This window comes from Streptomyces sp. NPDC020807 (assembly GCF_040641575.1).
Classification (GTDB): domain Bacteria; phylum Actinomycetota; class Actinomycetes; order Streptomycetales; family Streptomycetaceae; genus Streptomyces.
The window spans coordinates 1-24,116 of record NZ_JBFADU010000045.1; the positions used below are offsets into that span (position 1 = coordinate 1).

Here is a 24,116-nt window from a genome sequence, read left to right on the forward strand (position 1 = left end):
ACCCGCGCCGCCCCCACCCGCGCCGCCCCCACCCGCGCCGCCCCCACCCGCGCCGCCCCCACCCGGCACCTCCCGCACCGCACCGCCCCGGGCACCGCCCGCACCGCACCCCCCCGCCACCACCCCGCACCCGGCTACGCTCGTTCCATGGCCGGCCGCTACTCCCCGAACCCCCCACCCCCCACCCGCACCGCGTTCCGAGGCGGCCACCTCCCCCTGCCCGTCCCCCTGCCCGCCCCCCAGCCCGTTTCCCGGCCGGGGAACCCGACCGACGGGGGAACCCAGGGGGCACACCCCCTGGACCTGGCCCTCACCCTCGGCCCCCTCCGCCGCGGCCCCGCCGACCCCACCTTCCGCACCACCCCCGACGGCTCCATCTGGCGGGTCACCCGCACCCCCGAGGGGCCCGCCACCCTCCGCGTCCGACCGCGAGCAACCGCCGCCGACGACGACCACGCCGCGCACGCCGCGGAGCCGGCCCGGCCCGAGACCGAGATCTGGGGCCCCGGAGCGGCCTGGCTGGAGAGGAACCTCCCGGCACTCCTGGGCGCCGGGGACGACCCCGCCGCCTTCACCCCGCGCCACAAACTCCTCGCCGCCACCCACCGCCGCCGCCCGGGCCTCCGCCTGACCCGTACGGGCCTGGTCATGGAGTCCCTGATCCCCTCGGTCCTGGAGCAGAAGGTCACGTCGGACGAGGCGTACGCCTCCTGGCGCGTCCTCGTACGGAAGTACGGCGAACCGGCCCCCGGCCCGGCCCCCACCGGCATGTACGCGATGCCGGACCCCGGCACCTGGGCCCGCATCCCGTCCTGGGAGTGGCACAAGGCGAACGTCGACAACAGCCGCTCGGCGACGATCATCCGCGCGGTCAGGGTCGCGCCCCGCCTGGAGGAGGCCGCGCGGATGGACCCGCCGGCGGCCCGCAAGCGCCTGGAACTGGTGCCCGGCATCGGCCCGTGGACGAGCGCGGAGACGATCCAGCGCAGCAACGGCGCCGCCGACGAGGTCACCACGGGGGACCTGCACCTGCCCGGCATCGTCGGCTGGGCGCTGGCGGGCGAGAGGACGGCGGACGACGCGCGGATGCTGGAGCTGCTCGCCCCGTACGAGGGCCAGCGCCACCGCGCGGCCCGTCTGATCCTGCTCAGCGGCCGGGTCCCGCCCCGCAGGGCGCCGCGCATGGCCCCGGGCCGGATCACCCACCTCTAGGGCCTGTCCGGCGGATCAGGGCCTAGGGGTCATCGGGGCCGGTGTCCGACCACAGAGGTACGCACGGACACTTCTCGGGGCGTACGGATGGGGCGGGCCCGGCGGAGAGAGTGGAAGAGGAAGCGGAAGCGGAGGAGGAAACCTCCCACATCCCACTTCTCACCCCCCACCCCCACTTCTCACCCCCCACTTCTCACCGCCACTTCCCCGGAGCCACCCCATGCCCATGAAGCGCTCGACCGTCGCCGTCGTCACCGGAGTCTCCACGCTGGCCGCCGCCGGCGTCCTCGCCGCCCTCGCGATACCGGCGGCGGTCGACTGGTTCGAGGGCCGCCACGACGAGGCGTCCTCGTACAGGACGGCGGCCGAGGCCAAGGCCGACCGCGCCTCGTTCCCGCGCTGGCTGCCCGACGACGCGGCGGGTGTCGAGTACCGGATGAAGACGACCGGGGGAGACCGCCTGGTGAAGGCCACCCTGCCCCGGCAGGCCTCGGCCCCGGCCGCCCTCCCCGCCGGATGCGCGCCCTACGAGCCCGCCGCGGGCCTTCCCGCCCCCGAGCTCAAGGCCGACTGGTTCCCGGAGAAGGCCGAGACCAGGGCCACGGCCCGCTGCGGTCTCTTCCACGTCTTCCTCGACGGCGACACCCTGTACGGCTGGCAGTCGCACAAGGACTGGGTCGCCGACAACAAGGCGGGCGCGAAGTAGTCCGGCTCACCGCACCGCGATGAACTCCGAGGCCACCCGCGCCGCCCGCTCCCGGGGCGGAGCCGCGGGATGCCCGATCGCCACCGCCCCCATGGGGTCCCAGTCCCCGGGCAGCCCGAGGACCTCCCGTACGACGTCCCGGCAGAACATCGTCGACGAGACCCACGCCGAGCCCAGCCGCTCACCGGCGAGCGCGACGAGGAAGTTCTGCACCCCGGCACCGGTCGCGACGACGAACATCTCCCGCTCGGCGGCGTCCCGGCGCGCGTCGCCGTAGTGGTGGGAGCCGTCCATGACGAGGCAGGGCACGGCGAGGTAGGGCGCGTTCCGCAGGACGTCCCCGCGCCGCACCCGCTTCGCGATCGACTCCTCGGACTTCCCGTCCCGCCGCAGGTCGGCGATCCACGCGTCCCGCATCGCGTCGAGCAGCCGCACCCGCGACTCCTCGGACTCGAGCAGGACGAACCGCCAGGGCGTGGTGTGGTGCGGGGCGGGCGCCGTCACGGCCGCCGCGACCGCGCGCCGCACGGCCCCGGGGTCGACGGGCTCGTCGGTGAACTCCCGTACCGTCCGCCGCAGCGTCACCGCTTCCCGTACGGCCTCCGACGTCCCGAGCCGGAACATGTCGTCGGCGGCGGAGCGCACCAGCGCCCGCGCCCCCGGCTCCTCGTCCCCGCCGACCACGTGCGGCAGCCCGCGGACGACGGCGACGGGGAGCCCGGCCGCCTTGCCCTTCACGAGGTCGCCGGCGGCGGCGAGTTCGTCGGCGGTGGCGACGACGGTTGCGCTCAGCGGGTTGCCGTGCGCGTCGGTCCCGCCGCGCAGGTCGTCGAGGACCCGCACGCCCGCCGCCCCGATGGCGACGTCGGTGAGCCCGCCGCGCCAGGGCCGCCCGAAGGTGTCCGTGACGACGACGCCGACGTCGACGCCCAGCGCCTCCCGCAGCCCCGAACGGATGCGCCGCGCCGAGGCGTCGGGGTCCTCGGGAAGCAACAGCACGGTCCCGGAAGGCGTGTTGGACGCGTCGACCCCGGCGGCGGCCATGACGAGCCCCTGCCGGTTCTCGACGATCCGCAGGGTCCCGCGCCGGGCCACGACCCGCACGGTCTCGGCGTCGATCGCCTCCTCGCGGTCGTCGGCGGCGATCACCCGCCCCTCGGCCTTGCTCACGATCTTGGACGTGACGAGGAGGACGTCCCCGTCGACGAGCCCGGACGCGGGCTCGGCGGAGACGGCGGAGGCGATGAGCTTCGCCAGGTCGTCCCCGGCCGCCACCTCGGGCAGCCCGCCGAGCGCCCAGACGCGGTACGAGGGAACGCCGGCCGCACTCACCCGCGTACCCCCTGAGCGCGGACGTGCTCCGCGAGCGCGAGCGCCTCGCGGGCCATCGCGGCCGTCGCGTCCACGTCGGTCATCATCAGCGGCACCGCGCGGCAGGCGATCCCCGCCGCCTCGACCGCCTCGACGGCGTCCGCGTCCACGGTGTCGACGAGCCAGCCGCCGACGAGCTCGGAGCCGTAGTGCAGCGCGACCGCCGTGGCGGTCGACTCGACGCCCACGGCCGCGAGGACCTTGTCGGCCATGCCCCGCACGGGCGCGTCGCCGACGATGGGGGAGAGGCCGACGACCGGCGCGTCGGCCGCGACGACGGCCTCGCGGATGCCGGGCACCGCGAGGATCGTGCCGACGCTGACGACGGGGTTGGACGGCGGGAAGAGGATGACGTCCGCCTCGGCGAGGGCCTCCAGGACGCCCGGCGCCGGCTTCGCGGCCTCCGCGCCGACGGGCACGACCGCCTTCGCGTCGACGGAGGCCCGCAGCTTCACCCAGTACTCCTGGAAGTGCACCGCCCGCTGCTCGCCGTCGACCTCGATCGCCACGTGCGTCTCGACGCGGTCGTCGGACATCGGCAGCAGCCGGACGCCCGGCTTCCACCGGTCGCAGAGCGCCTCGGTGACGGCGCTCAGCGGGTATCCGGCGCCGAGCATCTGCGTACGGACGATGTGCGTCGCGAAGTCCCGGTCGCCGAGGCCGAACCACTCGGGTCCGACGCCGTAGGCGGCGAGCTCCTCCTTGACGGTGAAGGACTCGTCGAGGCGGCCCCAGCCCTGCTCCTCGTTGATGCCACCGCCGAGGGTGTACATCACCGTGTCCAGGTCGGGGCAGACCTTCAGCCCGAAGAGATGGATGTCGTCACCGGTGTTGCCGACGACCGTGATCTCCGCGTCGGGCGCGGCCTGCTTGAGGCCGCGAAGGAAGCGGGCACCACCGATGCCACCGGCCAGAACCACAATGCGCATGCGCAGCAGTCTGTCAGGCGGTGACGGCACCCGTGGAGGCCGGGGCCGACGAGGCCGGGGCGGGCGCGCACTGTCCCTGGAGGGATTCGTGCATCGGCATGTCCGTGAGGCCGGGGAAGTAGACGTGGAGGCTGACGGCCGGTTCGAGCGAGTCGTTGACGACCTCGTGCACGTACCCCGGCGCGAACACGCGCTGAGCGCCCCCGCCGAGCGTCCGTACGCCCCGGTCCGTCCGCTCCGTCAACTCGCCCTGGAGGACGGTGAGGACGCCGGAGGAGACGCCGTGGTCGTGGAGCCCGCTGCCCTGGCCGGGCACCCAGGAGAGCAGCCAGACCTCGTAGCCGGGTCCGGTGCGCAGGCGGTGGTACCAGCGGGTCGTGGCGTCGTACTCGACGTACGGGGCCCACTGGGAGCGGTCGTCGGCGAGGGAACGGGCGAGCCCGACGAACTCCGCCACGGTGACGGGATGGGCGCGCTCGGGCTGGAGGAGGTGCGGGACCTCGAGGATGTCGCCGGCGATCTGAAGGTCGCTGTCCATGTTCATGGGTGGGGAGGTTCCTCAGCAGAAACAGAAGCGGTGGGGTCACGGAAAAGGTGACGCGAGTGACGCAGGGTGACGCTGGAGGGAGGAGAGCCGTGGCTCTCGGCACAGAAGCTGGAGCTCTACGGCATCAACAGCTGGAACAACAACAGCGACAGCGCGCCTGGACAGCGCGGCGGAACCCACGGGCGTGGGTCGCGGCGGTCACAGGGGTCGCTGGCATGCCACCAAAGGTGGCGGGACGGGTACCCGACTGTCAACTCAATGCCCGATTTGGGGGTAATGTTTCACCTCATCCGGTTACAGTGCGCGGAGAAAGGTTTGTTCATGCGCGGACCAGGAGAGATGGCCCATCAGCCGCGCCCGTAAACGTGGTGGCACCGGCCGTTCGGGTCTTGGCTCGAATGTCACGCTCCGTGACGGAGATGTGATCCGGATCGCTTCCTCGGCTGGACCGCAACAAGATCCAAGTCTCGGGCGTCCTCCCTTCCGGAGGGCCGCGCGCGGACAGGGTCACGGCGGGTGGCATATGTCACCTTTTTGGTGATTTGAACACTTTCCGCATAGGCTTGGTTCCGCAGAGTGAATACGGGGCCCAATAGCAGATCTCCGCTTGACTCGCGCAGAGCACAAACTTGTAATTTCACTCGTGTCGTTCGGCCGGGTTCGCAACGGCAACACCACGGGGACGTACAGAACAGACGAGGGGCGCAGATGACCGAGTTGTTCCAGGAACTGCTGCTGGTCGAGGACGCGGACGAGGAACTCGGCTGGCAGGAGCGCGCGTTGTGCGCCCAGACCGACCCCGAGTCCTTCTTTCCCGAGAAGGGCGGCTCGACCCGCGAGGCCAAGAAGGTCTGCCTCGCCTGCGAGGTCCGCTCCGAGTGCCTCGAATACGCCCTCCAGAACGACGAGCGCTTCGGCATCTGGGGAGGCCTCTCCGAGCGCGAGCGCCGCCGCCTCAAGAAGGCCGCGGTCTGAGGCGGTTCCCGGGCCACCCCGCGGCGGCCCCGCAACCCCCGCCACCAGGACATGACGAACGGTCCGCCCCCTGTGCTCCATCCACAGGCGGCGGGCCGTTCTGCGTCCCGGCACCCCCCGGCGGACGCGTCCCCGCGGCCCTCCGCGAAGCGCCGTCCACAGGCTGTCCACTCCACGCCGTCGTCCACAGCCCGTCGTCCACAGGGGCGAACCGCTCCTCGCGCAGCCATTAGTGTGGGCCTCCGTCCGAGACGCACCCCACGCCCTTCACGGGCGACCCCGGCCGGAGGGCCCGTAGCTCGATGTCCTCAACACCTGAGTTCCCGCGGCACGTCGTCACCGCCGTGCTCGTCACCCACGACGGTGCCCGCTGGCTGCCCGACGCCCTCGCGGGGCTGCTCGCGCAGGAGCGTCCCGTGCAGAGCGTCGTCGCCGCCGACACCGGCAGCGCCGACGACTCCGCGCGCCTGGTCGCCGAGGCCATCGGCCCCGACCGGGTGCTCCACCTCGCCCGCCGCACCGGCTTCGGCGCCGCCGTCGAGGAGGCCGCCCGCACGGCCCCCGTCCTCGGCCCCGACGAGCTGCCGTACCTGAAGCGCCCCAGCGGCTGGGACCCCGTCAGCCGCACCTGGAACGACGACGCGTACGACCTCCCGGAGCTCCCGCACGGCGAACCGGTCCAGTGGCTCTGGCTCCTCCACGACGACTGCGCCCCCGAGCCCGGCGCCCTCGCCGAACTCCTCCGCGTCGCCGACTCCGACGCGTACGCCGCCGTCATCGGCCCCAAGCTCCGCGGCTGGTACGACCGCAAGCAGCTCCTCGAAGTCGGCGTCTCCATCGCCCACAGCGGCCGCCGCTGGACCGGCCTCGACCGCCGCGAGCAGGACCAGGGCCAGCACGACCAGGTCCGCCCCGTCCTCTCCGTCTCCACCGCCGGCATGCTCGTCCGGCGCGACGTCTTCGAGCAGCTCGGCGGCTTCGACCGCCGCCTGCCCCTCATGCGCGACGACGTCGACCTCTGCTGGCGCGCCCACTCCGCCGGCCACCGCGTCCTCGTCGCCCCCGACGCCGTCCTCCGGCACGCCGAGGCCTCCGCCCGCGAGCGCCGCACCGTCGACTGCGCCGGCCGCACCGCCGCCAGCCCCTACCGCGTCGACAAGTCCGGCGCGGTCTACGCCCTGCTGGCGAACACCCCCGGCCGCACCCTGCCGTACGTGCTGCTCCGGCTCGTCCTCAGCACCCTCGTCCGCACCCTCGCCGCGCTCGTCGGCAAGGTCCCCGGCCAGGCCGTCGACGAGGTCACCGGCCTCCTCGCCACCCTCCTGCGCCCCGAGAAGATCCTCGCCGCCCGCAAGGCCCGCAAGAACCCGGCCGTGCCCGCGAGCGAACTCCGCCCCCTCTTCCCGCCGCCCGGCGCCACCGTCCGCGCCGCCGTCGAACAGCTCACCGCCAACGTCGGCGGCTCCGAGGCCGAGTCCGGCGGCTCCCGCCACGCCGTCGTCGAGTCGGGACCCGGCGGCGACGACGCCGACTACCTGGAGATCGAGCAGTTCGCCCGGCTCAAGAAGATCGCCCGCAAGCCGGGCCCGGTCCTCTTCGGCCTCCTCCTCCTGATCTCCCTCGTCGCCTGCCGCAACCTCTTCGCCGGCGGCTCGCTGGCCGGCGGCGCCCTGCTGCCCGCCCCCGACACCGTCTCCGGCCTCTGGTCGCGGTACGCCGACAGCTGGCACGCCCTCGGCACCGGCGGCACCCAGACCGCCCCGCCGTACCTCGGCGTCCTGGCCGCGCTCTCCGCGCTCTTCCTCGGCTCCACCTCCACCGCGCTGACCCTGCTGCTCGTCTGCTCGGTCCCGCTCGCCGGCTTCACGGCGTACTTCGCGGCCCGCCCCCTCGTCGAATCCCGGCTCCTGCGCGCGTGGGGCGCCATCGCGTACGCCTTCCTGCCCGCCGCCACCGGCGCCCTCGCCACCGGCCGCCTCGGCACCGCCGTCCTCGCGATCCTGCTCCCGCTGATCGCCCGCGCCGCCGTCTCCGCCCACGGCTTCAACCGCCCCGAGCGCGGCAGCTGGCGCGCCACCTGGGCGTACGCCTTCCTCCTCACCCTCGCGACGGCGTTCACCCCGATCGTGTGGCCCATCGCCGTCCTCCTCGGCCTCGGCGTCCTCGCCGTCCGCCGCTCCGACATCACCGCGTACGGGCTCCGCTTCCTCGCCGCCGCGGGCACCCCGCTCCTCGTCCTCGCGCCCTGGTCGCTCACGCTCCTCACCGACCCCGCCGCCTTCCTCCGCGAGGCCGGCCTCGACGTCCGTACGGGCACGGCCACCGCGCTCGACCTGCTCGGCGTCAGCCCCGGCGGCCCCGGCACCCTCGGCGGCCTCCTCCTCGTCGGCCTCGTCCTCGCCGCCCTCGCGGCCCTGCTCCGCGAGGAGCGCCGCTTCGCCGTCCTCGCCATCTGGGCCGCCGCCCTCACCGGCCTCGTCTTCGCGGTCCTCTCCAACGGCGCCGACGGCACCGGGTGGGCGGGCCCCGCCACCCTCGTCTACGGCTCCGCCCTCATCGCCGCCGGCATGATCGGCGCCGAGGGCGGCCGCACCCGCGTCGCCGCCCACGGCTTCGGCTGGCGCCAGCCCGTCGCCGCCCTCATCGCCCTCGCCTGCGCGCTCGGCCCCGCCGTCGCCGCCGTCGGCTGGATGATCGGCGGCGCCGACGGCCCGCTGACCCGGCGCGACCCGGTCCAGGTCCCGGCCTTCGTCGCCGAGGAGAGCGGCACCCGCGACCAGCCCCGCACCCTCGTCCTCGGCGGCACCACCCCCGGCGAGGTCACGTACACCCTGGTCCGCGGCTCCGGCGCGCGCCTCGGCGACGGCGAGCTCGCCGCCGCGGCCGACGCCGACCCCCGCCTCGACCAGGTCGTCGCCCACCTCGTCGCCGGCTCCGGCGCCGACCAGACCCAGGAGCTCCGCGGCTACGCCATCCGCTACGTCCTCGTACGGGACGGGGCGCCGCGCCAGGTCGGCCGCGTCCTCGACGCCACCCCCGGCCTCAGCCGCCTCAGCCAGCTGGACGGCAGCGCGCTCTGGCGCGTGGACCGCGAGATCGCCCGCGTCATGATCGTCCCGCCGGCCGCGAAGACCGCGAACACCGCGAGGACCGCCGACGGCGCCGAAGCCGCCGAGCCGGTCTCCGTCGCCGCCGGTCCCGTCGAGGCCCACGCCGACGTCCCGGCGGGCCCCGCGGGCCGCGTCCTGCGCCTCGCCGACCGCGCCGACGAACGCTGGACCGCCACCCTCGACGGCAAGGAGCTGACGAGGACCACCGTCGACGGCTGGGCCCAGGGCTTCGAACTCCCCGCCCAGGGCGGCCGCCTCGACCTCACGTACGACCAGCCGCTGACCCGCACCGCGTGGACCTGGACCCAGGTCGGCCTCGCCGTCGTCCTGCTCGTCCTCGCCCTCCCCGGCCGCCGCCGCGAGATCGACGACGACCTCCCCGAGGAGGAGCTCGCCATCCCCGCCCAGGCGACCGACGGCGACGGCCGCCGCGCCCGCCGCCTGCGCGCGGCCGCCGAGGCGGAGGCCGAGGCGGAGGCCGCCGGAACCGAGCACGGCCAGGACCCCGGTCAGGACGCCGAGCACGCGCCGGCCCCGCTCCCGATCCCGGAGCAGCAGACGTACGAGCAGCCCCAGGAATGGGACGGCGGCCAGTCCCAGGACCCGGCCTACGCCCCCGCGTACGCCGACCAGGCCGGCGGCTACTACCAGGAGGGCGAGTACGGGGCCGACCCGTACCAGCAGCAGCCCTACGAGTACCCGCAGCAGGGCTACGACCAGCAGCAGCCGTACGCGGACCAGGGCTACGCCCCGCAGCCGTACGACCAGCAGTACTACGACCCGCAGCAGTCCCAGCAGCCCCAGGGGCAGTACGAGCAGCAGCAGTACGACCCGTACGGCTACGGCTACGAGTACCCCCAGGGCCCCGAGGGCCACCAGGGTCACGAGACCGAGCAGCGCCCCGACGGGAGTGGCAACCAGTGAAGCGCACGACGATCTCCCTGCTCGCGGTCACCACGGCCCTCGCCGCCGTCACGGGCTTCGCCACGCTCAGCGCCCCCGGCGGCGACGCCGCCGCCCCCGTGGCCAAGGCCCCGACCCGGCTCCCGGTCGAGCGCGCGGGCCTCGTCTGCCCGGCCCCGAGCACCTCGGAAGTGGCCGAGACGGTCTACACCTCGTACACCCCGACGGGCACGACGGGCGGCCCCGCGAAGGCCCCCGGCACCAAGGCCGACGCGCCCACGGCCAAGCTCGGCCCGGCCGTGAGCGGGGCCACCCGCGGCGGCACCTCGAACGGCGGCAAGGCCAAGACCCCCCAGGCCCCCGCCACCGTCACCGCCCCCGGCAAGCCCGTCACCGCCCAGGCCAACGGCAGCACGGCCCCCGCCCTCACCGGCACGGCCACCGGCACCCTCGCCCCCGGCTGGACCGTCCAGCAGTCCACCGTCGTCGAGGCGGGCGGCGACCGGGGCCTCCTCGGCCTCACCTGCGGCGCCCCCGACACCGACTTCTGGTTCCCGGCGGCCTCCACCTCCAAGGAGCGCCAGGACTACGTCCACCTGACCAACCCGGACGACACCGCCGCCGTCGCCGACATCGAGCTGTACGGCCCCGAGGGCGCCCTCAAGTCCCAGTTCACCGAGGGCATCCCGGTCCCGCCCCGCTCCACGGTCCCGGTCCTCCTCTCCACCCTCACCTCGGAGGCGGCCCAGCGGGACGTCACCGTCCACGTCACCACCCGCAGCGGCCGCGTCGGCGCGGCGATCGGCGTGGCCGACGCGAAGCTGGGCAGCGACTGGATCTCCCCGGCCGCCGACCCGGCGAGCACCGCCGTCCTCCCCGGCATCCCCGCGGACACCGCCGTGGTCCGGCTCGTCGCCTTCGCCCCCGGCGACGACGACGCCGACCTGAAGATCCAGCTGGCCACGAAGTCGGGCACGATCGTCCCGGCCGGCGAGGGCAGCCTGCACGTGAAGTCCGGGATGACGGCCGCGGTGATACTGCCCGACCTCACCCGCGGCGAGGCGGGCTCGCTGATCCTCACCCCGAGCGACCCGAAGAAGCCGGTCCCCGTCGTGGCCGCCCTCCAGATCGTCCGGGGCAAGGGCGAGAACCTGGAGACCGCGTTCATCCCGGCGGCGGCCCCGATCTCGGCCCGCGCCACGGTCGCGGACAACCGCGCGAAGGCCTCGACGCTCAACCTCACCGCCACCGGCTCCGACGCCCAGGTCAGGATCACGGCCTCGGCGGGCTCCGGCGGCGGACAGCCGTCCTCGAAGACCGTCACGGTCAAGGCCGGCACCACCCTGGCCGTCCCCGACCCGGCCCCCCAGGGCCTCAAGGGCGCCTACGCGCTCACGGTGGAGCCGGTCTCGGGCGGCAAGGTGTACGCGGCGCGGACGCTGTCGCTGCCGCTGGACGGGGTCCCGATGTTCACCGTCCAGACCCTCGTCGACGACCGGGGCACGGTCGAGGTCCCGTCGGCGCGCGAGGACCTGAAGGTCCTGGCCGACTGAAGGTCCCGGCCGGCCTAAGGTCCTGGCCGGCCGAAAGCCCTGACGGGCTGAAGGCTCTGACGGACTGATGGTCCTGACGGACTGATGGTCCTGGCGGACACAGGCGCCGAGGGGGCCGCTCCACCCGTACGAGTGGAGCGGCCGCCCCGAACGGGTGTCAGTCCTGCCCGTACCGGGGATCGACCGACTCGGGCGAGAGCCCGAGGAGCTCGGCGACCTGCTCCACCACGACCTCGTGGACGAGCAGCGCGCGCTCGTCGCGGCTCTTCGAGCGGATCTCGACGGGCCGCCGGTAGACGACGACCCGGGCCGGCTCGCCCTTCTCGGCGGAGACGGAACCCCCCAGCGGCACCGTCTCGCCGGACACGGCCGGCGGCACCTCCATCACCATGAACTCGACGTCCGCCAGCTGCGGCCAGCGCCGTTCCAGACGCTCCACCGAGTCCAGTACGAGATCCCGGAAGGTGTCGGCCCGGCTCGTGGAGAGCGGCACCTGCGGCGGCGCGACCGGCCCGCGCATCCCGCGGCCGTGCCGGTCACGGCGGCGGACCCGGGGCTCGCCCGGAGGCCCCGCGGAGGACGGCGAGGGGGGCGGCGGCACAGGACTGTCCATACTGTCCATCACTGACGCAGCGTAACCCTCCACGGTGTTTTCGCACCGTGGCGAATCCTCGCCACCTTCCCGCGCCGCCGGGCCCGGTTGTCGCAACCTGAACGATCCGGCCAACCCCGGGCCCGATTCGAGGACACACCGCGATCGGCCATCCGGCCGCGATTGACCGGATCGCCACCCCCGTCTGTCCGGATCGCCGCCCGCCCCCAGCCCCGTACACCCCCTTCCCGGCAGGTCAGCGAGGCGCCCGCACGCCCGGCGTGGCGGAGCTCACACCGCGACACGGGGGAGTGACCTGAGGGCGAGTCGTCGCGGCCCGGTCAAGAGTGCGGTACCGTCCAACGTCGTGAGCCCTGTACGTCGCTGTTCGCGCACCGCGTGCGGCCGCCCTGCCGTCGCGACACTGACGTACGTCTATGCCGACTCGACTGCGGTCCTCGGCCCGCTCGCCACCTACGCCGAGCCCCACTGCTACGACCTGTGCGCCGAGCACAGCGAGCGCCTCACCGCGCCGCGCGGCTGGGAGGTCGTGCGGCTCTCCGACGGCTCCGCCCCGCCCCGCCCCAGCGGTGACGACCTCGAAGCCCTGGCCAACGCGGTACGGGAGGCGGCCCGCCCCCAGGAGCGCGCGGCCGAGGCGGGCGGCAAGGGCGGCGGAGGCCGCGGCGGCGACCCCATGGAAGTCGGCCGCAGAGGCCACCTCAGGGTCCTCCGTTCCCCCGACAACTGACCCGGCGACCGCACCCGCGACCGCTCCGGCGATCCTCCCGCCCGTCCACAACGGGCCACCGTCGGCGTACCTCCCCTCCACTGCGGGTAGCTTTGGCGTTCCTACGCACGCGACCGCACACGCGTGCCAGAACTCAGGGAACTCAGGAGGCTGATCCGTGACTGCCGATCTGTCGCAGATCGTGAAGGCGTATGACGTCCGCGGAGTGGTGCCGGACCAGTGGGACGAGGAGCTCGCCGAGCTCTTCGGCGCGGCCTTCGTACGCGTGACGGACGCGGACGCGATCGTCGTCGGCCACGACATGCGCCCCTCGTCGCCCGGCCTCTCGGCGGCCTTCGCGCGCGGCGCGTCCCGCCTCGGCGCCGACGTCACCCTCATCGGCCTCTGCTCCACGGACCAGCTGTACTTCGCCTCCGGCAGCTTCGGCCTGCCCGGCGCGATGTTCACCGCGTCCCACAACCCGGCCCAGTACAACGGCATCAAGATGTGCCGCGCCGGCGCCGCCCCCGTGGGCCAGGACACCGGCCTCTCGGACATCCGCGCGCTGGCCGAGGAGTGGCTGGAGACGGGCGCCCCGGAGGCGGCCGCGACCCCCGGGAAGATCACCGAGCGCGAGACCCTCGACGACTACGCGGCCCACCTCAAGGCCCTCGTCGACCTCACCGCGATCCGCCCGCTCAAGGTCGTCGTGGACGCGGGCAACGGCATGGGCGGCCACACCGTCCCCACCGTCTTCGCCGGCCTCCCGCTCGACACGGTCCCGATGTACTTCGAGCTGGACGGCACCTTCCCGAACCACGAGGCCAACCCCCTCGACCCGAAGAACATCGTCGACCTCCAGGCCCGCGTCCGCGCCGAGGGCGCCGACCTCGGCCTCGCCTTCGACGGCGACGCCGACCGCTGCTTCGTCGTCGACGAGCGCGGCGAGCCGGTCTCCCCGTCCGCGATCACGGCGCTCGTCGCCGCGCGCGAGCTGGCCAAGAACCCCGGCGGAACGGTCATCCACAACCTGATCACCTCCTGGTCGGTCCCCGAGGTCGTCCGAGAGAACGGCGGCACCCCCGTCCGCACCCGCGTCGGCCACTCCTTCATCAAGGAGGAGATGGCGAAGACCGGGGCGATCTTCGGCGGCGAGCACTCGGCGCACTACTACTTCAAGGACTTCTGGAACGCGGACACGGGCATGCTCGCCGCCCTCCACGTCCTGGCGGCCCTGGGCGGCCAGGACGGCACGCTCTCCGACCTGGTGGCCGCGTACGACCGCTACGCGTCCTCGGGCGAGATCAACTCGACCGTGGCCGACCAGCAGGCCAGCGCGGCCAAGGTGAAGGCGGCGTACGCGACGGCCGACGGCGTCACGTTCGACGAACTGGACGGCCTGACGGTCACCTCCGCGGACTGGTGGTTCAACCTCCGCGCGTCGAACACCGAGCCGCTGCTCCGCCTGAACGTCGAGGCGCGCGACGAGGCCACGATGACGAAGATCCGCGACGAGGTCCTCGACCTGGTCCGCGCGACGGACTGACACCACCCGCCGGGGGGACGGGGAGCAGGTCACCGGACCGCGTTCCCCGCCCCCCGGCGGTAGGCTGACCTGGCCCGAAGGGTCAGCCCCACCCCGAGTCCATCCGAAGGGACACCCCATGCCGCTCGAAGCCGGCCTCCTGGAGATCCTGGCCTGCCCCGCGTGCCACGCTCCGCTCAACGACCGCACGGCGGACGAGACCCCCGAGCTGGTCTGCACGGGCGCCGACTGCGGCCTGGCGTACCCGGTCCGCGACGGCATCCCGGTCCTCCTCACCGACGAGGCCCGCCGCCCGGCCTGACCCGAGGTGACCGCGCCGCCGCCGCCCGCCGACCCCGCCCCGAGCGAGGTCGGCCCCGTCACCCACGCCCAGGCCCCCCGCGCACCGACCCCCGGCCCCCCGCACAAGGCCTCGGCCGAGCGCCCGCCCGCCGAGCCGCCCCAGCCGCCGCGCGCCGAGTCGTCCAGCCGTCCGCGCGCCGCGACGGACGAGCGCTCGCCGGCGGTGCCGTCGAGGCGTCTGCCCGCAGGGTCCGAGGAGCGCCCGCCCGCCGCGCCGCCCAAGCCGCGGCAAACCGTGCCGCTCCAGTGCCTGCCCGCCGCGCCGCCCGGGCCGAGGCAGGCCGCGCCGCTCCAGTGCCCGCCCGTCGAGTCGCCGGGGTCCCCGCACGCCGCGACGGACGAGTGCCCGTCTGCGGTGCCGTCGAGGCGTCTGCCCGCAGGGTCCGAGGAGCGCCCGCCTGCCGCGCCGCCCAAGCCGCGGCAGACCGCGCTGCCCCAGCCGCCGCGCGCCGCGACGGACGAGCGCTCGCCGGCGGTGCCGTCGAGGCGTCTGCCCGCAGGGTCCGAGGAGCGCCTGCCTGCCGCGCCGCCCAAGCCGAGGCAGGCCGCGCCGCTCCAGTGCCCGCCCGCCGCCGCCCACCCTCCGGCCCCCCGCCCCCGCCCCCGGCCCGGCACGCTCCGCCCGCCGAGCCCGTCGCCGGCCCCACACCCCGTGGGACGCGACGCCACGACCTCGCGTCCCACCGCCCCCGCCGAGGTCCCGCGCCCCCGGACCCACCCCTTCCGGTCGCTGATCCGAGCGAGGACCGCACACCACGCCCCCGGGGCGAAGCCCGTCCGCCGTTCGTCCACCCGCCGGGCCCGCGCGGCGCGGCCAGGGCCCCGCCCACCGCGGAGCACGCTGTCCGGCGCATGCCGCGGACAGCCCGGCGGGCTGCACCCGCCCCCACCCAGCGGCGGCCACTGATGGCAGGACGGAGCACAGCCCCCAGGGCGCCGAGGCGACAGCCACCCGCCCCGCACTCCGCCCACCCGACGCCCCCACCCGCCCCGCAATCACCCGCCCCGCAATCACCCGCCCCGCACTCAACCGCAACCACCACCGCAACCGGGAGGCACCGCCCCATGCTCGACGAGACGCTCCTCGACGCACCGGACGCCCTCGCCCTGGCCGACCGCCGCGGCCTCCTCCGCGGCGCCGCCGAGGCCGGCGCCCGGGTACGGACCGCCGCCCGCCACGCCAGCGAGGCCGGCATCGCGGCCCTCCGCCCCGAGGGCCGCCCCCGCGCCGTCCTCGTGGCGGGCCCCGGCACCGCCGCGGCGGGCGTCGCGGACCTGATCGGCGCCCTCGCCGGAGCCGCCGCCCCCGTCGTACGGCTCCAGCCGACCGGCGTCGCCCCCGCCGCGGGCGCCCTGCGCTGGGCCCTGCCCGGCTGGGCGGGCTCGGTGGACCTGCTCCTGCTGCCGACCACGGACGGCTCGGAGCCCGGCCTCGCCCTCCTCGCCGAGCAGGCGTACCGCCGCGGCATCACGGTCGTCGCCGTCGCCCCGAAGGCGTCCCCGCTCTCGGAGGCGGTCAGCGGCTCCCACGGCCTGTTCGTGCCGATGGCGATGGCCCCGCACGAGGCGCCCGACGAGTACGCGGAGAGCCTCGCGGCGAGCCCCGGCGCCCTGTGGGCCCTGTTCACCCCGCTGCTCGCGCTGCTCGACCGCGTCGGACTCCTGGAGGCGCCGCCCGAGGCCCTGGAGAAGGTGGCCGACCGCCTGGACCGTACGGCCGAACGCTGCGGCCCGGCCATCGCCACGTACAGCAACCCGGCCAAGACCCTCGCCGCCGAACTCGCGGACTCGCTCCCGCTGATCTGGACCGAGGGGAACGCGGCGGGCCCCGCCGGCCGCCGCTTCGCCAGTGTCCTGGCGGAGTTGGCGGGCCTCCCGGCGCTGGCCGCCGAACTCCCCGAGGCGCTTCCGGCCCACGGCGTGCTGCTGGCGGGCGACTTCGCGGCGGGCGCGGACCCGGACGACTTCTTCCGCGACAGGGTGGACGAGCAGCAGGCCTTCAAGGCGAGGGTCGTCCTGCTGAGGGACCGTCCGGCGGAGGGCCTGTCGGCGGCTCCCGCGGCGCGCGAACTGGCCCTCGGCCACGAGACGGCGATCAGCGAACTGGAACCGGAGGAGGGCGGCGACCTGGAGACCCTGGCCGAACTCGTGGCCGTGACGGACTTCGCGGCGGTCTACCTGGCCCTGGCCACTCCGGGCCACCCGGACCACCACTGAAGCCCACCCCACCCACTCCCACCACCCCACCCACACGAACCACCCGTCCCACCCGCCCACCCACCTCGCCGCCCCCACCCCTAACCCGCCCACCACCCCCACGTCACCCGCCCGTCACCCGCCCCCTGTCTCCTGCCACGCGACACCAACCCGCACCACCCCCATCACGACCAAGGAGCTGGCAGCCACCATGGACCGCCTCGTCAACACCGTCCGTCCCTACGCCTGGGGATCCACGACGGCCATCCCGGAACTCCTCGGCACCGCCCCGACCGGCGAGCCGCAGGCCGAGATGTGGATGGGAGCCCACGACGGCGCCCCGTCCCGTACCGAGCGCGGCCCGCTCAACGAGCTCATCGCCGTCGACCCCGTACGGGAACTGGGGGAGCGGACCGTCGCCAGGTTCGGCCCGCGCCTCCCCTTCCTCTTCAAGGTGCTCGCGGCGGGCGCCCCGCTCTCGCTCCAGGTCCACCCGAACCCGGAGCAGGCCCGTGAGGGCTTCGCCGCCGAGGAGGCCGCGGGCATCCCGCTCGACGCCCCGCACCGCACGTACAGGGACGCGAACCACAAGCCCGAGCTGATCTGCGCCCTCACCCCCTTCGAGGGCCTGTGCGGTTTCCGCGCCCCCGACGAGACCGCCGACCTCCTGGCCGCCCTGGACGTCGACTCCCTGAAGCCGTACGTGGACCTCCTCCACGCCCACCCCGAAGAGGCCGCGCTCCGCGAGGTCCTGACGGCGCTCCTGACGGCCGACCGCACGGAGATGGCGCACACGGTCACCGAGGCCGCGGCCGCCGCCGCCCGTCTGGGCGGGGCCCACGCCCCGTACGCCGAGCTCGCCCACCAGTACCCGGGCGACCCGGGTGTCATCGCCGCCATGCTCCTCAACCACGTCGTGCTCCAGCCGGGGGAGGCCCTCTACCTGGGCGCCGGCGTCCCGCACGCGTACCTGGACGGCATGGGGGTGGAAATCATGGCAAACTCGGACAATGTTCTGCGCTGCGGCCTCACTCCGAAGCACGTGGACGTCACCGAACTCCTGCGCGTCGTCCGCTTCGAGGCCAACGACGCCGGAGTCCTGCGTCCCGAGGCCTCCCCGTCGGGCGAGGAGGTCTACGAGACCCCGATCGACGAGTTCCGGCTCTCCCGCTTCGTACGGGCGGAGGGCGCCGTCCCGAACGACCTCACGGCGCCCACGCCGCAGATCCTGCTCGCCGTCGCCGGCCACCTCACCGTCGGCGAAGTCACCCTCGCGCGGGGCGAGTCGGTCTTCGTGCCGGCGGGCGAACCGGCCCAACTCTCCGGGGAGGGGACGGTCTTCCGCGCCACCGTGGCGGCCTGATGCGACAATGACCGGCCGAACGACGGCGACAGTGCCGGAGCACCGACGAAGGGACCACGCACACCCATGAGCGCGTCAGGCGGAACCAAGGCGATCGTGGCGGCACTCGCCGCCAACCTGGCGATCGCCGCAGCCAAGTTCGTGGCGTACATCTTCAGTGGCTCGTCCTCGATGCTCGCGGAGGCCGTCCACTCGCTCGCCGACTCCGGCAACCAGGGCCTGCTGCTCCTCGGCGGCAAGAAGGCGCAGCGCGAGGCGACCCCGCAGCACCCCTTCGGCTACGGCCGCGAGCGGTACATCTACGCCTTCCTCGTCTCGATCGTGCTCTTCTCCGTCGGTGGCATGTTCGCCATCTACGAGGGCTACGAGAAGATCAAGCACCCGCACCCCATCGAGGCCTGGTACTGGCCGGTCGGCGTCCTCGTCTTCGCGATCATCGCCGAGTCCTTCTCCTTCCGTACGGCCATCCAGGAGTCGAACGCGGTCCGCGGCAACCTCTCCTGGAAGGAGTTCGTCCGCCGGGCGAAGGCCCCCGAGCTGCCGGTCGTCCTCCTGGAGGACCTCGGCGCGCTCGTCGGTCTCGTGCTCGCCCTCGGCGGCGTCGGCCTGGCCCTCGCGACCGGCGACGGCGTCTGGGACGGCATCGGCACCCTCTGCATCGGTGTCCTGCTGATCATCATCGCGATCGTCCTGGCCGCCGAGACCAAGTCGCTCCTCCTCGGCGAGGCCGCGGGCATGGACGACGTCAAGAAGATCGAGGCCGCCGTCGTCGACGGCGACACGGTCACCCGCCTCATCCACATGCGCACGCTCCACCTCGGCCCGGAGGAGCTCCTCGTCGCCGCCAAGGTCGCCGTCAAGCACGACGACACCGCGACCGACGTCGCGAACGCCATCAACGCCGCAGAGGAGCGCATCCGCGCCGCCGTCCCGATCGCCCGGGTGATCTACCTGGAGCCGGACGTCTACAGCGAGCAGGCCGCCGCGTCCGGCGGGAACCCCGCCAAGAACCCCGGCGGCCCGTCCCACTGACCCCCGAGGCGCCCCCGCTCCACCGCATGACCCCCGTGACCCCCGCGACCCACCCGGTCCGGGGGTCACGTGCGTCGGCCACACCGCTCGAATCTCGCCAGAACCGCCCCGCCAACCCCGCGATGTGGACCGATCTGGACGGATGTGGACTGTGGGCCGCCGCGCCTCCCGGTGTAGATTCGAGATCAGCCAGACGTCGCTGCTGATGGCGGTCGGGCGGTCCGCGAGGACCGGCCGAGGGAGAGAGGGCCTCCGACGACGGCACCGTGGAACCGCCCGGGCATTCGTGTGCCCAGGGCCTGTCCGTGGTGCCAGGCGCCGTAACCGACCCTCGCCACCCTTCACACGAGGAGCAGCCCAGTCATGACGACTGCCGCCCACCAGGACTTCAAGGTCGCCGACCTCTCCCTGGCCGCCTTCGGCCGCAAGGAGATCACCCTCGCCGAGCACGAGATGCCCGGTCTGATGTCGATCCGCCGCGAGTACGCCGAGCAGCAGCCGCTGGCCGGCGCCCGCGTCACCGGCTCCCTGCACATGACCGTGCAGACCGCCGTCCTCATCGAGACCCTGGTCGCCCTCGGCGCCGAGGTCCGCTGGGCCTCCTGCAACATCTTCTCCACCCAGGACCACGCCGCCGCGGCCATCGCCGTCGGCCCGAACGGCACCCCCGAGAACCCCCAGGGCGTCCCGGTCTTCGCCTGGAAGGGCGAGACCCTCGAGGAGTACTGGTGGTGCACGGAGCAGGCCCTGACCTGGCCGAACACCCCCACCGGCGGCCCGAACATGATCCTCGACGACGGTGGTGACGCCACCCTCCTCGTCCACAAGGGCGTCGAGTTCGAGAAGGCCGGCTCCGCCCCGGACCCGTCCACCGCGGACAGCGAGGAGTACGGCCACATCCTCACGCTCCTCAACCGCACCCTCACCGAGTCCCCGCAGAAGTGGACCCAGCTGGCGTCCGAGATCCGCGGCGTGACCGAGGAGACCACGACCGGCGTCCACCGCCTGTACGAGATGCACCAGGCCGGCAGCCTCCTCTTCCCGGCGATCAACGTGAACGACGCCGTCACGAAGTCGAAGTTCGACAACAAGTACGGCTGCCGCCACTCCCTCATCGACGGCATCAACCGCGCCACCGACGTCCTCATCGGCGGCAAGACCGCCGTCGTCTGCGGCTACGGCGACGTCGGCAAGGGCTGCGCCGAGTCCCTCCGCGGCCAGGGCGCGCGCGTCATCGTCACCGAGATCGACCCGATCTGCGCGCTCCAGGCGGCCATGGACGGCTACCAGGTCACGACCCTCGACGAGGTCGTCGAGACGGCCGACATCTTCATCACCACGACCGGCAACAAGGACATCATCATGGCCACCGACATGGCCAAGATGAAGCACCAGGCCATCGTCGGCAACATCGGCCACTTCGACAACGAGATCGACATGGCCGGCCTCGCCAAGACCCCGGGCATCGTCAAGGACGAGGTCAAGCCGCAGGTCCACACCTGGACCTACCCGGACGGCAAGGTCCTGATCGTCCTGTCCGAGGGCCGCCTGCTCAACCTCGGCAACGCGACCGGCCACCCCTCCTTCGTCATGTCGAACTCCTTCGCGGACCAGACGCTGGCCCAGATCGAGCTCTTCACGAAGCCGGAGGAGTACCCGACCGACGTCTACACGCTCCCGAAGCACCTGGACGAGAAGGTCGCCCGCCTCCACCTCGACGCCCTCGGCGTCAAGCTGACGACCCTCCGCCCCGAGCAGGCCGCCTACATCGGCGTCCAGGTCGAGGGCCCGTACAAGGCGGACCACTACCGCTACTGATGCCCCGACCGGCGGCACCCGCGCACTGACGCCCAGCCGCCCCGGACACCCGTAGAGGTTCCCGGCAGGCCCCCGCACCCCGCGTGCCGGGGGCCTGCCCCGTTCCGCCCCGAGCCCCGCGCTCGGACACCGCCCCAGCCCAGCCCCGTACCCCCGCTACCGCACCTGGAAGCACCGTCTCCCGAGGACCGACCCATGCCCCGCGGCCGCTATTCGCTCCATGACCCGCACGACCACACCCCCCTCGGTGAAGAACACTTCCACTGCGCCCCCGGCCCCTCGGGCTGGCGCTACGTCTCCCAGACCGTCACCCCCTCGGGCGACCACCGCGGCTCCGTCGACCTGGCCGTCGACGAACTGGGCCGCCCCATCCGCCTCGAACTCCACGCCGCGAGCTGGCAGGTCCGCGGAGCGGCCCTCGACGGCGTCACCTGGGTCCGCACGGACCCCACCGGAACCCACGCCACCGAAGGCAATGTGCGCGCCCACGCCTTCACCGGCACGTCCCCGGCGTTCCTCGTCGCGATCACGCGACTCCTGCGTCTCACCCCCGATTCCCCCGAGACCCGCGTCAGGCTCGTCGCCCTCACGGATCCGGTGCTCGCCCCCCTCACGGTCGACCAGTCCTGGGCCCTGCTGAGAAGTGAAGCGCACGCCACTGACAACGGCCCCCTGCTGGTGGACGAGTACCAGGTCAGCACCCTGGACACGGGCGAACGGCACACGGTCCACATCGCCGGCGACGTGGTCCTCGCGGCCCCCGGCATCGAACTCGAACACCTGGAGACCCCGCCCTCGGTCTTCCCCTGAGGCGGCCGAACCTCAGCAGGGCGGAGCGAACCCGGTAGGGCGAGTCCCGCCGTCACCGACGGCCGGCGGCGCAGGCACCTCACGGACGGGCGCCCGCGCCCCCGCTTCCGGCACACCGGCCGCCACGTCCCCCATCCCCGGCGCACTCCCCAACCGCCGTACGTCCCGAGCCTGCCGCTCGGCCACCACCCCCGCGAGGAACGCGTCGGCCGGCACCCCCGGCGGCGGAGGCGTCCCGGTCCGCGCCACCACCTCGTTGGCCAACCGCTCCGCCAGCCGCCGCCCCACGACCGGGTCCAGCTCCCGAGCCCGCGTCAGGTACTGGCGCACCTCCAGCCAGAGGGTCTCCGGCACGGCCGACAGGTCGAGCCCGCCGAACCGCCCCACCAGCCACGGCGGCGGCGGAGGCACCGCCACCGCCCGCGCCGCCGCGGGCACCCGCTCCCGTACGACCAGCGTCCCCGCGAACACGTCGCCGAGCCGCCGCCCCCGCTCGGACACGAGCGACGCGATGCAGGCGACGACCCCGAACGTCAGCAGGATCTCGACGACCCCCATGGCACCCCGCACCAACGCGTGCCGGAACCGGATCGGCCCCCCGTCGTCCCGCACGACCCGCAGCCCGCACGCCAGCTTCCCCAGCGACCGCCCGTGCGACAGCGTCTCCACGGCGATCGGCGCCCCCACGAGCACCAGCAGGAACGAGGCGATGGACACCGCCGCCGCGGCGGCGTCGTCCAGCGAAGCCGTGGCCACGGCGAGCCCGACCGACACGAACAGAAAGACCGCCCACACCACGACGAGGTCGATGAGCACGGCGAGAGCCCGACTCGGCAGCCGAGCCGGCTGCACCCCCAGCACGACGGCATCCCCGGTCACCAGCCCGCCCACGGCACCCACCCTTCCCCTTCTCCGCCCTTCGAGACCCCTCCGAACGCCAGTCTGCCAAGCTGAACCGCAGCGCGCCGCAGTAGTACGGACCCGTCCGCAGCCAGTGCCTGGAGCAGCAGCCGATCATGGACCTCGACGTCTACGTCACCGCCCACCGCGCCGAGTGGGAACGTCTGGACCACCTCCTGCGCCGCGGCCGCGGACTCACCGGCGCCGAGGCCGACGAACTCGTCTCCCTCTACCAGCGCACGGCCACCCACCTCTCGATCGTCCAGTCCAGCGCCCCCGACCCCCAGCTCACGGCCCACCTCACCCAACTGGTGGCCCGAGCCCGCGCGACCGTCACCGGTACCCGCCGCGCCTCCTGGCGCGACGCGACCCGCTTCCTGACGGCCGGGTTCCCCGCGGCGGTCTACCGCGCCCGCCACTGGTGGGTCCCCACCGCCCTCCTCTCCACCCTCCTCGCCGCCCTCATCGGCTGGTGGATCGGTACGCATCCGGAGGTCCAGGCCGCGATCGGGGCCCCGGCGGACCTCCGCGAGATGACCCGCCCCGGCGGCCAGTACGAGACGTACTACTCCAGTCACCCGGCGGCCTCCTTCGCCGCTCAGGTCTGGACGAACAACGCCCAGGCCGCCGCCATGTGCCTGGTCCTGGGCGCCTTCCTCGGCATCCCGGTCCTCGCCGTCCTCTTCCTGAACATGCTGAACCTCGGCGTGGGCATCGGCCTGATGTCCTCAGCCGGCCGCCTCGACGTCTTCCTCGGCCTGGTCCTGCCCCACGGCCTGCTGGAACTGACGGCGGTCTTCGTCGCCGCCGGTACGGGCCTCCGCCTCGGCTGGACCGTCGTCGACCCGGGCCCCACCACCCGCCGAGCCGCGCTGGCCCAGCAGGGCCGAGCCGCCATCGGCATGGCGATCGGCCTCGCCCTCGTCCTCTTCGTCTCGGGCCTGATCGAAGGCTTCGTCACCCCTTCCGACCTCCCCACCTGGGCCCGCATCACCCTCGGCGTCGCCGCTGAGCTGGCCTTTCTCGTGTACGTGTACGTGCTCGGCGCCCGAGCCGCCCGCACCGGCACCACCGGCGACCTGGACGAGGCCGACCGCAACACCGTCCTCCCCACCGCCGCCTGATGTGCGCGGGCCCCCGAGAACCTGCTAAGGTCCTCCGGTGCCCACAAAAGCCATTGACATGGCGACAGTGGGGAGGTAGATTCAAACGGTTGCCTAGAGCTGGACAGCTCGGCAGCGATCAAGTAGAGTCTTGCTCACTCCAGTCGGAATTCGATTCCACGGAGTCATTCCGATTCTCATTCGAATCACGAAGTCACCGATTAGGTCGGCCGAAATGATTCTGATAAAGTCGGAACCGCTGAAAGGCCCTAGAGCGAAAGCAAAAGGGACCGGAAAGCACCGAGGAAATCGGATCGAAAAGATCTGATAGAGTCGGAAACGAAGGAAGCGCCCGGAGGGCCTGGAAACAGGAACGAA

At 73.8% G+C, this 24,116-nt stretch carries 19 protein-coding genes; 14 read left to right on the top strand and 5 right to left on the bottom strand.

What is annotated here, in order from left to right; translation table 11 throughout:
- Positions 1-147: 147 nt before the first annotated feature.
- Together AB0G79_RS32940 and AB0G79_RS32945 are read left to right on the top strand one after the other, a co-directional pair.
- Complete coding sequence (locus AB0G79_RS32940; RefSeq protein ID WP_360813123.1) at positions 148-1,212, top strand: DNA-3-methyladenine glycosylase 2 family protein; 1,065 nt, start codon at positions 148-150, stop codon at positions 1,210-1,212.
- Between the two features lie 220 nt (positions 1,213-1,432).
- Complete coding sequence (locus AB0G79_RS32945) at positions 1,433-1,918, top strand: hypothetical protein (protein WP_360813090.1); 486 nt, start codon at positions 1,433-1,435, stop codon at positions 1,916-1,918.
- Between the two features lie 6 nt (positions 1,919-1,924).
- On the opposite strand, the gene AB0G79_RS32950 is transcribed toward AB0G79_RS32945, so the two are convergent.
- From AB0G79_RS32950 to AB0G79_RS32960, 3 genes are read right to left on the bottom strand one after another with little or no spacing between them, the layout of a single operon-like run.
- Positions 1,925-3,250 carry a coenzyme F420-0:L-glutamate ligase gene (locus tag AB0G79_RS32950; protein ID WP_360813092.1) on the bottom strand — a complete coding sequence of 442 codons (1,326 nt, stop codon included), beginning with the start codon at positions 3,248-3,250 and terminating at the stop codon, positions 1,925-1,927.
- On the bottom strand, positions 3,247-4,218 hold the full coding sequence (gene cofD, locus AB0G79_RS32955) for a 2-phospho-L-lactate transferase (protein ID WP_360813094.1): 972 nt from the start codon (positions 4,216-4,218) through the stop codon (positions 3,247-3,249). The genes AB0G79_RS32950 and cofD overlap by 4 nt, the downstream gene beginning before the upstream one ends.
- 13 nt (positions 4,219-4,231) lie before the next feature.
- On the bottom strand, positions 4,232-4,762 hold the full coding sequence (locus tag AB0G79_RS32960; RefSeq protein WP_360813096.1) for a cysteine dioxygenase family protein: 531 nt from the start codon (positions 4,760-4,762) through the stop codon (positions 4,232-4,234).
- Positions 4,763-5,473: 711 nt separating this feature from the next.
- On the opposite strand from AB0G79_RS32960, the gene AB0G79_RS32965 reads away from it, so the two are divergent.
- The 3 genes from AB0G79_RS32965 to AB0G79_RS32975 all read left to right on the top strand — a co-directional run bounded on the left by AB0G79_RS32965 (position 5,474) and on the right by AB0G79_RS32975 (position 11,306).
- Entirely contained in the window at positions 5,474-5,740 is a 267-nt protein-coding gene (locus tag AB0G79_RS32965; protein WP_030759721.1) for a WhiB family transcriptional regulator, read from the top strand.
- A gap of 302 nt (positions 5,741-6,042) precedes the next feature.
- Positions 6,043-9,774: a glycosyltransferase gene (locus tag AB0G79_RS32970; protein WP_360813099.1), complete on the top strand. Its 3,732-nt coding sequence runs from the start codon at positions 6,043-6,045 to the stop codon at positions 9,772-9,774.
- Entirely contained in the window at positions 9,771-11,306 is a 1,536-nt protein-coding gene (locus AB0G79_RS32975) for a DUF5719 family protein (protein WP_360813101.1), read from the top strand. The genes AB0G79_RS32970 and AB0G79_RS32975 overlap by 4 nt, the downstream gene beginning before the upstream one ends.
- A gap of 157 nt (positions 11,307-11,463) precedes the next feature.
- On the opposite strand, the gene AB0G79_RS32980 is transcribed toward AB0G79_RS32975, so the two are convergent.
- A complete protein-coding gene (locus tag AB0G79_RS32980) occupies positions 11,464-11,919 on the bottom strand; it encodes a metallopeptidase family protein (RefSeq protein ID WP_360813103.1) in 456 nt (151 codons plus the stop codon).
- 295 nt (positions 11,920-12,214) lie between these two features.
- On the opposite strand from AB0G79_RS32980, the gene AB0G79_RS32985 reads away from it, so the two are divergent.
- The 8 genes from AB0G79_RS32985 to AB0G79_RS33020 all read left to right on the top strand — a co-directional run bounded on the left by AB0G79_RS32985 (position 12,215) and on the right by AB0G79_RS33020 (position 21,735).
- Entirely contained in the window at positions 12,215-12,649 is a 435-nt protein-coding gene (locus AB0G79_RS32985) for a DUF3499 domain-containing protein (protein ID WP_360813125.1), read from the top strand.
- Between the two features lie 157 nt (positions 12,650-12,806).
- Entirely contained in the window at positions 12,807-14,174 is a 1,368-nt protein-coding gene (locus AB0G79_RS32990; RefSeq protein ID WP_360813105.1) for a phosphomannomutase/phosphoglucomutase, read from the top strand.
- A gap of 118 nt (positions 14,175-14,292) precedes the next feature.
- On the top strand, positions 14,293-14,475 hold the full coding sequence (locus tag AB0G79_RS32995) for a Trm112 family protein (protein ID WP_360813107.1): 183 nt from the start codon (positions 14,293-14,295) through the stop codon (positions 14,473-14,475).
- 1,106 nt (positions 14,476-15,581) lie between these two features.
- Positions 15,582-16,733: an SIS domain-containing protein gene (locus AB0G79_RS33000; RefSeq protein ID WP_360813109.1), complete on the top strand. Its 1,152-nt coding sequence runs from the start codon at positions 15,582-15,584 to the stop codon at positions 16,731-16,733.
- A 190-nt stretch (positions 16,734-16,923) separates the two neighbouring features.
- Positions 16,924-18,075 (top strand): mannose-6-phosphate isomerase, class I, encoded by a 1,152-nt coding sequence (gene manA / locus AB0G79_RS33005; RefSeq protein WP_360813111.1) that lies wholly within the window; start codon positions 16,924-16,926, stop codon positions 18,073-18,075.
- A gap of 66 nt (positions 18,076-18,141) precedes the next feature.
- A complete protein-coding gene (locus AB0G79_RS33010; RefSeq protein ID WP_360813113.1) occupies positions 18,142-19,107 on the top strand; it encodes a cation diffusion facilitator family transporter in 966 nt (321 codons plus the stop codon).
- Between the two features lie 363 nt (positions 19,108-19,470).
- On the top strand, positions 19,471-20,925 hold the full coding sequence (ahcY, locus tag AB0G79_RS33015; protein ID WP_360813115.1) for an adenosylhomocysteinase: 1,455 nt from the start codon (positions 19,471-19,473) through the stop codon (positions 20,923-20,925).
- A 195-nt stretch (positions 20,926-21,120) separates the two neighbouring features.
- The gene (locus AB0G79_RS33020) at positions 21,121-21,735 is read left to right on the top strand and encodes a hypothetical protein (RefSeq protein ID WP_360813117.1); all 615 of its coding nucleotides are present in this window, start codon (positions 21,121-21,123) and stop codon (positions 21,733-21,735) included.
- A 12-nt stretch (positions 21,736-21,747) separates the two neighbouring features.
- On the opposite strand, the gene AB0G79_RS33025 is transcribed toward AB0G79_RS33020, so the two are convergent.
- Positions 21,748-22,626: an RDD family protein gene (locus AB0G79_RS33025; RefSeq protein ID WP_360813119.1), complete on the bottom strand. Its 879-nt coding sequence runs from the start codon at positions 22,624-22,626 to the stop codon at positions 21,748-21,750.
- Positions 22,627-22,751: 125 nt separating this feature from the next.
- Here AB0G79_RS33025 and AB0G79_RS33030 point away from each other — a divergent pair, with 125 nt between their 5' ends.
- On the top strand, positions 22,752-23,759 hold the full coding sequence (locus AB0G79_RS33030) for a stage II sporulation protein M (RefSeq protein WP_360813121.1): 1,008 nt from the start codon (positions 22,752-22,754) through the stop codon (positions 23,757-23,759).
- Positions 23,760-24,116: the final 357 nt, after the last annotated feature.

What these genes read in the sequence shown, in the direction of transcription:
- AB0G79_RS32940 (WP_360813123.1), top strand. Translation starts at nt 148, where the DNA reads ATGGCCGGCCGCTACTCCCCGAACCCCCCACCCCCCACCCGCACCGCG.
- AB0G79_RS32945 (WP_360813090.1), top strand. Translation starts at nt 1,433, where the DNA reads ATGCCCATGAAGCGCTCGACCGTCGCCGTCGTCACCGGAGTCTCCACG.
- cofD (WP_360813094.1), bottom strand. Translation starts at nt 4,218, where the DNA reads ATGCGCATTGTGGTTCTGGCCGGTGGCATCGGTGGTGCCCGCTTCCTT.
- AB0G79_RS32960 (WP_360813096.1), bottom strand. Translation starts at nt 4,762, where the DNA reads ATGAACATGGACAGCGACCTTCAGATCGCCGGCGACATCCTCGAGGTC.
- AB0G79_RS32965 (WP_030759721.1), top strand. Translation starts at nt 5,474, where the DNA reads ATGACCGAGTTGTTCCAGGAACTGCTGCTGGTCGAGGACGCGGACGAG.
- AB0G79_RS32970 (WP_360813099.1), top strand. Translation starts at nt 6,043, where the DNA reads ATGTCCTCAACACCTGAGTTCCCGCGGCACGTCGTCACCGCCGTGCTC.
- AB0G79_RS32980 (WP_360813103.1), bottom strand. Translation starts at nt 11,919, where the DNA reads ATGGACAGTCCTGTGCCGCCGCCCCCCTCGCCGTCCTCCGCGGGGCCT.
- AB0G79_RS32995 (WP_360813107.1), top strand. Translation starts at nt 14,293, where the DNA reads ATGCCGCTCGAAGCCGGCCTCCTGGAGATCCTGGCCTGCCCCGCGTGC.
- AB0G79_RS33000 (WP_360813109.1), top strand. Translation starts at nt 15,582, where the DNA reads ATGCTCGACGAGACGCTCCTCGACGCACCGGACGCCCTCGCCCTGGCC.
- manA (WP_360813111.1), top strand. Translation starts at nt 16,924, where the DNA reads ATGGACCGCCTCGTCAACACCGTCCGTCCCTACGCCTGGGGATCCACG.
- AB0G79_RS33010 (WP_360813113.1), top strand. Translation starts at nt 18,142, where the DNA reads ATGAGCGCGTCAGGCGGAACCAAGGCGATCGTGGCGGCACTCGCCGCC.
- ahcY (WP_360813115.1), top strand. Translation starts at nt 19,471, where the DNA reads ATGACGACTGCCGCCCACCAGGACTTCAAGGTCGCCGACCTCTCCCTG.
- AB0G79_RS33020 (WP_360813117.1), top strand. Translation starts at nt 21,121, where the DNA reads ATGCCCCGCGGCCGCTATTCGCTCCATGACCCGCACGACCACACCCCC.
- AB0G79_RS33030 (WP_360813121.1), top strand. Translation starts at nt 22,752, where the DNA reads ATGGACCTCGACGTCTACGTCACCGCCCACCGCGCCGAGTGGGAACGT.